The following is an 11,700-nucleotide window of genomic DNA, read 5'->3' on the forward strand; positions in this document are numbered from 1 at the left end:
TGAGAAAGACATTATCCTTCTCCAGATCATGGGAAAATCACCGATTGGCTATACGTTACTTCCTGTATAACTATAATCTTGAAAGATTGGCAATAAAGCCAGCCTTACTTTAAACACAGTACCAAATGACCGAACAAGACATAAAATACCTGCTTGGCAAACTGCCTAAACTAAAGCAGGAGATACAGAAAATAATAGTAGGGCAGGAAGAGGTGCTGGATGAAGTGCTCATCACTTTACTGGCTGGCGGTCACTGCCTGCTGGAAGGTGTGCCCGGCCTTGCTAAAACGCTGCTCGTTCGCACCTTAGCCAATGCCATGGACCTTGGCTTCCGCCGTATACAGTTTACGCCGGACCTCATGCCAACTGATATATTGGGTACTGAGGTGCTGGAGGAGGACCATACGACCGGCAAGCGCTTTTTTAAATTTAACGAAGGACCGGTTTTCTCAAACATCGTGCTGGCCGATGAAATAAACCGGACGCCACCTAAAACCCAGGCTGCGCTCTTGGAGGCGATGCAGGAGTATGAAGTAACCTATGCCGGCAAAACATACGAATTGCCGCGCCCTTTCTTTCTGCTGGCTACCCAGAACCCAATAGAGCAGGCAGGTACTTACCCGCTGCCCGAAGCGCAGCTAGACCGCTTCCTGCTATACATTAAAATAAAGTACCCAACGGAGCAGGAGGAGTTGAACATTTTATCCAGCACCACAGGTACCCGGCAGGCGCAGGTACAGTCCACTATATCCGGAGAGGAGGTGCTGCAGCTACGGCAGTTAGTGCGCGAAGTGAGTATCAGCGAAGAGTTGCTGCAGTACGTAAACCACATCGTGCGGGCCACCCGCCCCGACTCAACCACAGTGGATTTTGTGAAGACCTACTGCCGCTGGGGAGCCGGGCCGAGAGCCGGGCAGGCACTTATCCTAACAGCCAAGGCACGTGCGCTGCTGCACAACCGCTTCGCTGTGACAGCTGCCGATATACAAACAATGGCATACCCTGTGCTCCGACACCGCGTACTGGTAAACTTTACAGCCGAGGCAGAAAAAATTACCTCAGAAAAAGTGGTAGAGGAGTTGCTGGAAAATATTAAACTGCCAAAAGCTGTTTTAGTATAGCATTAGAACATTTCGAGATAAGAGTATATGCAGGGAGAAGTAGATACCGTTAAAATACCCGATGAACAGCTAAGGATTCTGAGGAACGTGCTGGGAGAAAGGATTTACTTTTTCTACTCAGATAAGCTGCAGGTGGAGCCTGTAGAGGAGAGTCATGTGTTTTGGTCGAATGGCTTTGCACTTGCGCTTTCTACTATCAACCAGGCACCGGGCAAGCTCAGAACCTACATCAATATCAGCGCTGATTATAGAACCTGTTCGAAAGAGGCAAGCACCTACTATGAGTTCGAAATCAATGTGAGCAACGCGCCTTTGTGGCAGGAGGGCTCTCTTCAGTTCGGTAAGTTATCCAGTTTAAAGGTCTTTTCCGACCCCATTCTGATGATAGAGATTTATCAGAACTGCCAAAAATCAGGAGAAAAAGGGAGGCTGCATGATTGTGCCATGGTCTTTTACTCGCAAAGCAGAAAGTATATGTTGCAGGCAAGGCAGGAACTGGTAGGAGGCGTAAACATTATGCTGCACGATGCGCTCATAGAAGAAAAGATTAAAGGATTGAAACTGCGACATACCCTTGTCTAAGGAAAGATTCATAGACCCCGGGGTACTGGCTACCATAAAAGATTTGCCTCTGCTGGCCCGGACAGTGGTAGAGGGCTTTCTGGCCGGGCAGAACCAAAGCCTGCGGCGCGGGGCTGGGCTGGAGTTCAGCCAGTATCGCAGCTATCAGCCTGGCGATGATTTACGGCAGCTCGACTGGAAGATGTTCGCCCGCTCCGACCGCTATTACATTCGGGAGGCCGAGGTAGACACTAACATTACTGTTCGCTTTGTAGTGGACGGCAGTGCCTCCATGGCACACGAAGATGCAAACGGCCTGCACAAGATGGACTATGCCCGCTTCCTGGTCGCTTCGCTGGCTTACCTGGCCACCACGCAGGGCGATGCCGTAGGCTTGTATGTGCTGCATGAAGAACAGCTGATTAATCTCACGCCCCGTTCCGATAACATGCACCTGCAGCGCTTCTGGCACCAGCTCAGCGAAATTAAGCCGCAGGGCAAGTTTCCGAAGGCGCAGGCAGCTGATAAACTGCTCTCCGACAGGCGGCAGAAAGAGCTTACTGTATTCCTGACAGACCTGTACGAGCATGAAAATGAGATTACAGCGTTGCTTTATAAGTTGGGGGCCCAGCGTCACGAATTGCTGCTGTTTCACCTGATGTCGCGTAATGAGCTGGACTTCAGTTATAGCGGCACCCTCACTTTTGAGGACCTGGAGACAGGGCAAACCCTGCAGGTAAGTACCGCTGAACAGCGTAAAGCGTACCTTGCCCGGCTGCAGGAATGGTTGCTGCAAACAGAACGTGACATGCGCAACCGGCAAATCGCCTACGACCAGTTTGTAACAGATGAGCCCCTGGACAAAGCGCTGCGCACTTTTCTGCAGAAGCGGTTGGTTTATGCTTGATTTGGAATAACAGCATGCTTTTGAGCAGTGACTATCTAACCTTCTAACTCTTTAGCTTTCTAACTTAAGCTTGTGTCCAGTAAAAATGAAAGATAATTTCTCCGGTCACGCATCCGACTACGCCACATACCGGCCCACCTATCCGCAGGAGCTAATCAAGCAACTTGCAGACTTAGCGCCGGCGCACGACCTGGCATGGGACTGCGCCACCGGCAATGGACAGGTGGCTGTGATGCTGTCGGAGTATTTTGCGGAGGTAGTGGCAACGGACATTAGTGAGAAGCAGCTTCAAAATGCGGTGCAGCAGCCGAACATCACTTATAAAGTGGAGCAGGCAGAACAGTCGTCACTAACTGACAACTCTGTAGATTTAGTTGTGGTGGCGCAAGCAGTTCATTGGTTTGATTTTGAGCCATTCTATAGTGAAGTGCAGCGCGTGTTGCGGCCGAAAGGCATTGTTGCGCTCATTGGCTATGGCCTTATCAAAAGCACTCCGGCACTAAACGAGGTGATTGAGCAGCTCTACAATAACTTATTAGGCAAGTACTGGGACCCGGAACGCCGCTATATCGATGCAGCGTATGGGACCATTCCATTTCCGTTCCGGGAGCTGGACATACCACAATTTGCTATTCACTATACCTGGACAATAGAAGATATGCTGGGCTATCTCAATACCTGGTCGGCAGCGAAACACTTTGAAAAGGAGCACCAACAGAACCCGGTAAATCTTATAGAACCAAAGCTCAGGGCAGCTTGGGGTGAGCAGGAACGAGTGCCGGTAGCATTCGACATCGCCTCACGGGTCGGCAAAGTTTAATTTATTCAATTATTCAGAATTCAGTTATTCAAAATTGACCTTCCTCTCTCCATACTGGCTTTTTGCAGCATCCACCATTCTTATTCCCATCGCCATTCACCTGTGGAACAAGCGGCAGGGGAAGACGGTGAAGATGGGCAGCCTGCGCTGGCTGGAAGCATCGGCCAGTAACCGCTGGAGCAGCATCAAACTGAACAAGGTGTGGCTGCTGTTGCTGCGCTGCCTCATTCTGCTCCTGCTGGCCGTGGCTTTGGCGCAGCCGGTACTGGTGCGGCCACCGCAAACCCCGGAAAATCGGAAAGCAGTATACGTGGGGCAGGAGCTGTTGTACACATCCGCCACCCGAACGCAGCTTCAGCCAGCCATAGATTCGTTGCTGCAGCGCGGCTACCAGTTATATACCTACACACCAGGCTTTGCCGCAGTTTCTCAGGAAGAATGGCAACAACTTAACAGTAGTTCTGTAGACTCAGTTATTTCAGACGGAGCAAACTACTGGGCCTTGCTACCCGCTTTGGAAGAGCAGCACCAACAGCCGGGGGACAGCATATGGCTCTTCACCTCAGACCAGCAGCGATACTTTTCTGGCACACGCCCTGATGCTATACCCGAAAATATCCGGTGGATTCCGGTTGCCTCTGAAGCTACCGCTAACAGGCTACAGACGGCCGTTCAGACGTCCTCTGATAGCCTGTTGCTGTTTATTGGGAGTGGCACACGCGAAGGCATTACCTACAGCCGCTTCCATGTTCCTGCCACTGCACAAAGCATTACTGTAAATAATCAACAGCTACAACTACAAAGGAAGGCTGATACACTACAAGTTGTGTTTCCAGATAAAAGCATCAGCAAAGCAAAGGTGCAGACGGACCCGCTGCATATCGTTATACTGGCCGATGAAGCGCAGCAGCCTGAGGTGCGTTACCTGCAGGCCGCCATTAATGCCATCAGCAGCTATACGAAGCTTCCCATCTACATTACCACCGCGCAGGACACCGCTGCAGACTGGGTATTCTGGTTACAGAGCGAAGAGGTGCCGGTACAACTACGGCAGCAGGTAGCCGAACAGGGGCTAAAGCTGTGGGTGCAATCTGCTTCTGAGCCAAAGACCATCAAAGCCAGTTTGGCAACAACCGGAGAGGCGGTAGGGGTGCACCAACTCAGTAACGCAGTAGCAGAAGATGCGCAAGCAGCTATCTGGACAACAGATAATGGCGAGGCGCTCCTAACGGTGCAGCAAAGCGGCAAGGGTTTCATTTATAGGTTCCAGAGCGGGTTTAGCCCCGACTGGAGTGGCTTGGGGCAGAGCACACAGTTACCGGAACTGCTCCTGCCCGTGCTCTTTCCGCAGCAGGAAGGAGGCAAATATGATGTGCGGGCACTGGACGAGCAGCAGCTGAAGCCAGCACAAAAGGTAGCAGTCTTTGTGCCGGAGGTACCGGAGGCACAGCGTATTGCCTTGCTGCCGTGGGTGGTGTTAGCGGCGTTCGTATTATTTTTGATAGAAAGAAGTTTAGCCGGGAGGCGCGCAACAGTATAGGTATGGCTATAGACAGCAGCATTCAGATTCTCCATCGTATTCGCAGGCAGTATGTGCAGGCGAAGGGGCTGCTGTATGCCTTGCAGGCGTTGGCAGCCATAGCGGTGGGCGTGACGATGCTTTATAAGTGGCAGTTTGAAGTACCCGTACTTGCGGCCACGGCTATTGCCATTATACTGGCAGCAATTTTATACTTTTTGATGCGCTGGAGCAGCATCCGTAAAGTAGATTTACAACAGGTGGCGCGCCACCTCAACCGCCAGTACCCGCAAATGGAAGACAGCACAGAACTGCTCCTTCGCAATTTAAATGACCTGAATCTGCTGGAACGGCTGCAGCAGCAAAGAGTAGCCGCCACGCTCCAGGAACTTCATCCGGAGAAAGAGAAAGCCTTCAGTCTGCGTAGCACCGCTACCTATGTGGCACTGGGTTTGGCCTTAGTACTTTCAGCGGGAATCTTATACTTACCGGCGGCGCCACTTACAGCGGTCAATACCCCGAATGAAATACAGGTTGTTTTCCCAAATGCACCTGCCACTACGGCAGCAGACACCGTCACTGTGGTAGAAGATATAGACATCACTATCACGCCCCCGGCCTATACCGGCAAAAACGCTTACCAAGCAGAAAGCCCAAATATTCGCGTGGAAGAAGGAGCCATGGTCAGCTGGCGCATCCGCACAAACAATCGAGCCAAAGCTTTGCAGCTGGTCCTGAATGAAGATAAAGGAACAAGCTTCAGTGAGGGAGATGATGCCTATACTTTGTCGCGCCACTTTACCACACCCGCTGTGTACCACCTCAACCTCAACGGGCAGAAGTCCGCTTTCTATACGATAGAAATTATTCCGGACGAAGCCCCGGCTATTCAAATAAAGAGGCCGAAGCAGTATACCGAAATCCTCTTTGGTGAGCCGCAGCAGGTAAACCTGCAGGCACAGCTCACGGATGACTACGGCATCCGGGAAGCTAATATGATAGCAACTGTAGCCAAAGGAACTGGCGAAGCGGTGAAGTTCAGGGAGGAGAAAATCAGCCTTGGCCTGAATAGTACCCGCCAAAGCTACACAGTGAACAAGACGCTGGACCTGCAGCAACTGGGGATGACGTACGGCGACGAGCTGTACTTTTACGTGCAGGCTTGGGACAATCACCGCGGCTACACCCGCTCTGAAACGTATTTTGTGCAGATAGAAGATACTGCTATTGTAGAGGCGAACTTTGATATGTCGATGGGCGTGAACCCGGTGCCGGAGTATTTCCGAAGCCAGCGCCAGATTATTATCGATACTGAGAAGCTGCTGGCGGAACAGAAGAGTATCCCCCGCGCTACTTTCGAGGAGCGTTCCAATAACATCGGAGTGGACCAGAAGCTGCTGCGCCTGCGCTACGGCAAGTTCTTAGGAGAAGAGTCTGAGTCAGGTATCGGGCCGGGAGGCGGTATACCGGAAGGTGCAGAAGGCCACGAAGAACACTCAGCTGACGATGGGCACGACCATCCGGAGTTTCAGAATCAGAACGACCCGCAGGCATTGCTCGACCCTTACCTGCACAAGCACGACCAGGAAGGTGAGGCTACCATTTTTGAACCCGCCGTGAAGGCCAAGCTAAAAGGGGCACTGGCGCAGATGTGGGAAGCAGAGCTGCGCCTTCGCACGCACAAGCCTAAAGAAGCGCTGCCTTATGAGTATAAAGCTTTGCGCATGTTGAAGGAAGTGCAGCAGTCGCAGCGGGCGTACGTGGCCAAAACAGGCTTTGAGGCCCCACCACTAAAGGAGCCGGAACTGCGCCTCTCGGGGGAGTTAAATAAGATTACGCCGCTCTCCGAAAGGCAAACCATCAAAGCAGAGACAACGCTGCCATATACCCGTTCAGCCTTAGATTGGCTGGAGCGCTACAAGCGGCAAGGCAAGTATAAGCCGCAGGATGCACAGGTGCTGGAGCAGGCGGGGCGGGAACTGGCGCAGCAAGCATTGAACAGGTCTGGCAATTATTTGCACGCACTGCAGGACCTGCGGCAGGTGATTACGGAAATGAAAGGTGGTAAGAAGTTATGCCAGACCTGCCTTACTACTGTCGAGCGGGCGTGGGTGGCCCTGCTGCCACCAGCGGAAAGAACACCGCAAGCGCAGCGTGTCCAGCGAAGCAAACTGGCGCAGGAGTATAGAAAGCAGCTGCAGCAGTAGTAAACTTTTAGGGACAAACAATTTTTTGTCATCTCGACCGCAGGAAGAGAACTGCTACTTATTGGCCAGCCACAAATCTTTCCCTGTGGTCGAGATGACAGGTTTTGTTACTAACTTAAAGTATGATTCACTTTCAAACCCACATTGGCTTACTCACACACTTGCACGGCATGCACTACCTGGAAGTGCCGCAGGAGGTAGTACAGGAACTTGGCGGTAAACTCAAGGCGCGTCTGCACTGCACCGTGAATGGCAGGCTGAGGTTTCAGTGTGGTTTAATGGCTTTGGGTGAGGGCAAAGCGTATATCAGCATCAGTAAAAAACGCATGCAGGAATTGGGAGCCAGGTTAGGCAGTTCTGTAGCGGTAACCTTGGAGAAAGATGATAGCCAATATGGCACCGAAGTGCCCGCCGAAATGGAGGAATTGCTGCTGCAGGATGATGAAGGCAACAGGCGTTTTCTGCTGCTGAAGCCGGGTATGCAGCGCTACATGCTAAACCACGTGTCTGCCGTTAAGAACCCGCAACTACGCGTTGACCGCGCCATTACCTTAATTGAAAACCTGAAAAAGCTACCGGAGGGGAAGGAGAATTTCCGCGCCATGCTGGGCCTTCCGCCGCGCTAATCAACATAAACTATGATGCAATTAACCTGGCTTCTTGCGATACCTGTTGTGCTGTGGCTGGCCTGGAAGCGGCCAAACCGGCAGCGGCTGGCAGAACGGCTGTTGGCCAGCGTAGTGGCTGGCATAAGCCTGGTGTTGCTGGTTTTTCCGCCGACTACACAACAGGCTATCAGCCCCGGCACTGCCATTCTTTTGACAGAAGGATATAATGCTGATACGTTACAAAACCTGCTTCAAAATGCAGCGGCTGGACCCAGTGTCTATTCCTACAGAACCACGGCAGCCAATGCAAAGCCTTTGGAAAGCCTGTATCTCCTGAGAAGGGAGCATCCTAGCCTGACACAGGTGCACTTGCTGGGACATGGATTGAAGAAAGAGGAACTACAGGCGTTGAAAGGTGTGCAGGTGCAGCCGCATCTGTCAGCTATACCGGCAGGTCCAACTGCCATGCATTGGCCTGAAAGTATAAAGTTAGGGGAGGCAGTAGAGATAGCGGGTCAGTATAAAAAGGAAGGCGAAGAAGCCACTTGGTTATACCTGCAAGCGGCTGGCCAGGCACAGGACTCTATGCAGATAGTAACGGATACGACAGCAGGTTTCCTGCTGCGCTATACACCAAAGCAGGCTGGGCATTTTGTTTATACGGTGGTGAAAAAGTCAGGGAACGGGACCGATACCTTAGGCCGGGTGCCGGTGCAGGTGCAGCCGGTGCAGGAACTGGGGGTGCTGCTGCTGGCGTCGTCGCCGCTGTTCGAGTTCCGGTTCCTGAAGAACCACCTGGCAGAGCTGCAGCACCGGGTAGCGCTACGCACATCCATCAGCAAAGACATAAGCCAGAGCGAATGGTTGAATATGCCCCGCATGAGCCTGGACCGCCTCACACCAAAGCTCCTGCAGCAATTTGATGTAGTTATCACAGAACCGCTGGCGTTGCAGGGTTTAAGCGCCGGAGAGCGTGCTTTCTTGCAACGTGCTGTAACTGAGGAAGGCTTGGGTATACTCACTGTTACCAACGCGCCGGCCAATGCCCGCAGCACGAGTTTCTTCACCTCTTTCCAGACCCGGCGGCTTTCGCAGCAGGATACCCGCAGTACCCGCGCCTCGTGGGCAGATAATGTGACAGCCACCGCTACCGCTGCGCCTTATACTTTGGTGAACACAACGGCTGTAGCGGGCCTGGTAGCAGAGCAGGACAACCAGTTGCTAGCGGGGGCAAAACGCGCCGGATGGGGTAAAGTAGCAATGAGCCTGGTGTCGCAAACCTTTTCGTGGCAGTTGGAGGGGAAAAAGGACGTTTACGCCAGCTATTGGGCGAATTTATTATCGGCAGTGGCGAAGCAGGAGGTGCAGGAAAGGTTTTGGCAAGTTGTCGCTCCACAGGTGCCCAAACCAGACCAGCTGCTCACACTTACCTTCACTGACTATACTGCCGCTGATGTACCTTCCGCTACTGTGACTCATGTAGCCGATTCCGCTAGTGTGAGCTTACCGCTGGCGCAGAACCCACTACAGCTCACGCAGTTCAGCGGTAGCTTCTGGCCCCGCCGCAGTGGCTGGCACCAGGTGCAGACGCCAGATGACCTGCCTTATCTTTTCTATGTTCAGGATTCCACTGATTGGGCCTTTGCAGATCTGCAGGTGAGGCAGCAGGAAACGAAGGCTTTTGTCGCGCAGCAAAATGCTGTGCCTGTTGCTGACGCCGCCATTGCCTATAGAGAAGAACAGGTGCCGCTGATTTGGTTCTTCCTACTGTTCGTGCTGAGCAGCGGGTTTCTGTGGCTGGAGGAGAAGTTTTAAAGATTTCGCAGCGTGCGCAGCTCCTGCGAGCGTCTAGGTGGTAGGTTAAAATACTCGCAGGAGCTGCGCACACTGCGAGCTTATAAATCAGAGGGGGCTGCAGGTGTATTTCCTGCAGCCCCCTCTGTTACAATGCTGAAATGGTAGATTGCTTCAGAATCTTAAACTCTGTACGGCGGTTCTCCTGGTGCTCCGCTTCAAAGCAGGATACACCGTCTTTGCAGCGGTTGATAAGTTTTGTTTCACCGTAGCCTTTTGCCTTTAGCCTGTCTCTGTTAATGCCTTTGGAGATGATATAATCTACGGCGGCCTGTGCCCTGAGCTGTGAGAGCATTTCGTTGTAGCGGTGGCTCTGTCGGCTGTCGGTGTGGGAGCTTAATTCAATGCGGATGGTTGGGTTGTCATTCAATGTCTGCACCAGCTTATCCAGCTCTTTGGCTGCATCCGGCCGGATGTTGTGCTTGTCCAGGTCGTAAAATATATTATCTAGCACAATAGGCTTATCGGGTGCGCTGCGATTAAAGATCATCTCCACCTTCACAGAGTCGGTGTTGTAGCGGCAGTCCGGGGTAATGGCCAGCGTCTGCGTCAGGTACCCTGGTTTTGTTCCTTTGATGGTATAGTTCGTGCCCGCCTTCACCGGGAACACAAAGCCACCTTTGTCATCGGAGTAAACTTCCAGTGGCGTGGCGCTGCCTTCTTCTGTCAGTTGTAGCAGCACGTGGTCTACAGGCTCCTCCGCTTTTTTGGAGGTGCCTGCAATAGCAAAGCGCTCAATCGTTTTGCCTATCAGGGTGCAGGGTACTTTGAAGGACTCAAACGTGAAAATATCGTCGGAGCCGTTTTGCCCCAGGCGGCCTGAAGCAAGCATCCCCTTGCTGCCGGTGCTGTCTGGTAGTATGCCAAAGTCATCATGTGCGGTGTTGAGCGGATACTTCAGGTTTACTGCCTTAGACCAGGCTTTATGGGACCCAACAGCTTTAAACATATCCAGACCGCCCATGCCAAGGTGGCCATCCGAAGAAAAATACAGGCTGCCGTCTTCTCCCAAAGAAACAAAGCTCTCGCGGCCAATGGTGTTGATGGTGCTGCCAGCGTTTACAGGCTTCCCCCAGGAGCCGTCACTCTGGCGCTCGCAGTAATAAATATCAGTCTCTCCAAGGCCTCCCGGCATATCTGACACAAAGTACAGCACCTGCCCGTCAGGTGTTACAGCCGGGTGCCCGATAGAGAAATCGTTGGTGTTGTTATACTTGAAAGGCTTCACGTTTTCCCATTTCTCCCCCTTTCGCTCTGCCGTGTATATGCCGTGGCGGTTGGTGTGAGTGCGGTTGTCAGTGCCCTTAAACCAGCTGGTAGGATCAGGGTTGGTGTGGCCGGCGCTGCGTTTTACTACGTGGGTACGGGTAAAGTACAGCACTTTCTCTTTCTCTAGGTACGCAGCAGGGCCGTTGTGGTAGGCCGTGTTTACAGAAGGGGGCAGCGGCACCGGTGCGGCATAGGTGCTGTCGGAGGTGGCTTTCGCCAGGTACAACTGTATGTAGCCGTGGCCCGTCCAGTTGTTGCGCTCCGTCTGCTTCTTATTATCCACAAGCAGCCTGTCTGATGCGAACAGCAGGCCATCACTTGTTTTTACCGGGCTGAAGTCTGCTGCGTTGCTGTTTACCTCCGCGTGCTTCTGCACATTGAAGGATAAAGGCTTTTGCATCCACAGCAAAGCCGTATCGCAGGAGGCGGCCATTTTCAAGGCTAAGGCAGCCTGCCCGGGCACTTTGTGGCCATAGTCCAGGAACAGCTTCTTTGCCTTGGAGTAGTTCGCGTTGCGTTTGGCGGACTCAGCGTAAAGAAATATGTTCGAAGGGTCGGATTCCGGGAAAGCAATGGCCTGCGCATACCAGAATTCTGCTTCCTTGCTGTTATTCAGGATGCGGTAGCTATCCGCAATCCGCTGCACCACTGTCAGGTTAGGTTCCCCTTTGTCCAGGATGGCTTTGTAAGCGTCGAGGGCAAGGCTAAACTCATAGTTGTGGAAGTATTTGTCTGCCTGCTTCATGTCCTGTGCCGTGATAGCCGCAGGAATTCCAACCGATAGCCACAGCAATAGCAGCAGGGTAAATTTTGTTCTCATAAGGGGTAATCTGA

At 52.5% G+C, this 11,700-nt stretch carries 9 protein-coding genes; 8 read left to right on the forward strand and 1 reads right to left on the reverse strand.

Translation table 11 applies throughout. The features are described 5' to 3' along the window. Nucleotides 1-125 precede the first annotated feature (125 nt). The 8 genes from ACFS7Z_RS21150 (at nucleotide 126) to ACFS7Z_RS21185 (ending at nucleotide 9,558) form a co-directional block, all read left to right on the forward strand. Nucleotides 126-1,121: an AAA family ATPase gene (locus tag ACFS7Z_RS21150; protein ID WP_377489129.1), complete on the forward strand. Its 996-nt coding sequence runs from the start codon at nucleotides 126-128 to the stop codon at nucleotides 1,119-1,121. 27 nt (nucleotides 1,122-1,148) lie between these two features. Further along, entirely contained in the window at nucleotides 1,149-1,703 is a 555-nt protein-coding gene (locus ACFS7Z_RS21155; RefSeq protein WP_377489133.1) for a hypothetical protein, read from the forward strand. After that, nucleotides 1,696-2,589 (forward strand): DUF58 domain-containing protein, encoded by an 894-nt coding sequence (locus tag ACFS7Z_RS21160; protein ID WP_377489136.1) that lies wholly within the window; start codon nucleotides 1,696-1,698, stop codon nucleotides 2,587-2,589. Before ACFS7Z_RS21155 ends, ACFS7Z_RS21160 begins: the two co-directional genes overlap by 8 nt. Before the next feature lie 85 nt (nucleotides 2,590-2,674). Further along, a complete protein-coding gene (locus ACFS7Z_RS21165; RefSeq protein WP_377489139.1) occupies nucleotides 2,675-3,409 on the forward strand; it encodes a class I SAM-dependent methyltransferase in 735 nt (244 codons plus the stop codon). Nucleotides 3,410-3,443: 34 nt separating this feature from the next. After that, entirely contained in the window at nucleotides 3,444-4,949 is a 1,506-nt protein-coding gene (locus ACFS7Z_RS21170) for a BatA domain-containing protein (protein ID WP_377489142.1), read from the forward strand. A gap of 2 nt (nucleotides 4,950-4,951) precedes the next feature. Beyond that, nucleotides 4,952-7,135 (forward strand): DUF4175 family protein, encoded by a 2,184-nt coding sequence (locus ACFS7Z_RS21175; protein ID WP_377489145.1) that lies wholly within the window; start codon nucleotides 4,952-4,954, stop codon nucleotides 7,133-7,135. A gap of 122 nt (nucleotides 7,136-7,257) precedes the next feature. Continuing rightward, nucleotides 7,258-7,761 carry a DUF1905 domain-containing protein gene (locus ACFS7Z_RS21180; RefSeq protein ID WP_377489148.1) on the forward strand — a complete coding sequence of 168 codons (504 nt, stop codon included), beginning with the start codon at nucleotides 7,258-7,260 and terminating at the stop codon, nucleotides 7,759-7,761. Between the two features lie 12 nt (nucleotides 7,762-7,773). Further along, on the forward strand, nucleotides 7,774-9,558 hold the full coding sequence (locus tag ACFS7Z_RS21185; protein ID WP_377489151.1) for a hypothetical protein: 1,785 nt from the start codon (nucleotides 7,774-7,776) through the stop codon (nucleotides 9,556-9,558). A gap of 127 nt (nucleotides 9,559-9,685) precedes the next feature. Here the strand turns inward: ACFS7Z_RS21185 and ACFS7Z_RS21190 are convergent, their stop codons facing one another. Beyond that, on the reverse strand, nucleotides 9,686-11,686 hold the full coding sequence (locus ACFS7Z_RS21190) for an OmpA family protein (RefSeq protein ID WP_377489154.1): 2,001 nt from the start codon (nucleotides 11,684-11,686) through the stop codon (nucleotides 9,686-9,688). Nucleotides 11,687-11,700: the final 14 nt, after the last annotated feature.

Origin of the sequence: Pontibacter toksunensis (assembly GCF_042686245.1) — a bacterium.
Classification (GTDB): Bacteria; Bacteroidota; Bacteroidia; order Cytophagales; family Hymenobacteraceae; genus Pontibacter; species Pontibacter toksunensis.

What these genes read in the sequence shown, in the direction of transcription:
- ACFS7Z_RS21180 (WP_377489148.1), top strand. Translation starts at nt 7,258, where the DNA reads ATGATTCACTTTCAAACCCACATTGGCTTACTCACACACTTGCACGGC.
- ACFS7Z_RS21190 (WP_377489154.1), bottom strand. Translation starts at nt 11,686, where the DNA reads ATGAGAACAAAATTTACCCTGCTGCTATTGCTGTGGCTATCGGTTGGA.
- ACFS7Z_RS21185 (WP_377489151.1), top strand. Translation starts at nt 7,774, where the DNA reads ATGATGCAATTAACCTGGCTTCTTGCGATACCTGTTGTGCTGTGGCTG.
- ACFS7Z_RS21150 (WP_377489129.1), top strand. Translation starts at nt 126, where the DNA reads ATGACCGAACAAGACATAAAATACCTGCTTGGCAAACTGCCTAAACTA.
- ACFS7Z_RS21165 (WP_377489139.1), top strand. Translation starts at nt 2,675, where the DNA reads ATGAAAGATAATTTCTCCGGTCACGCATCCGACTACGCCACATACCGG.
- ACFS7Z_RS21175 (WP_377489145.1), top strand. Translation starts at nt 4,952, where the DNA reads ATGGCTATAGACAGCAGCATTCAGATTCTCCATCGTATTCGCAGGCAG.
- ACFS7Z_RS21155 (WP_377489133.1), top strand. Translation starts at nt 1,149, where the DNA reads ATGCAGGGAGAAGTAGATACCGTTAAAATACCCGATGAACAGCTAAGG.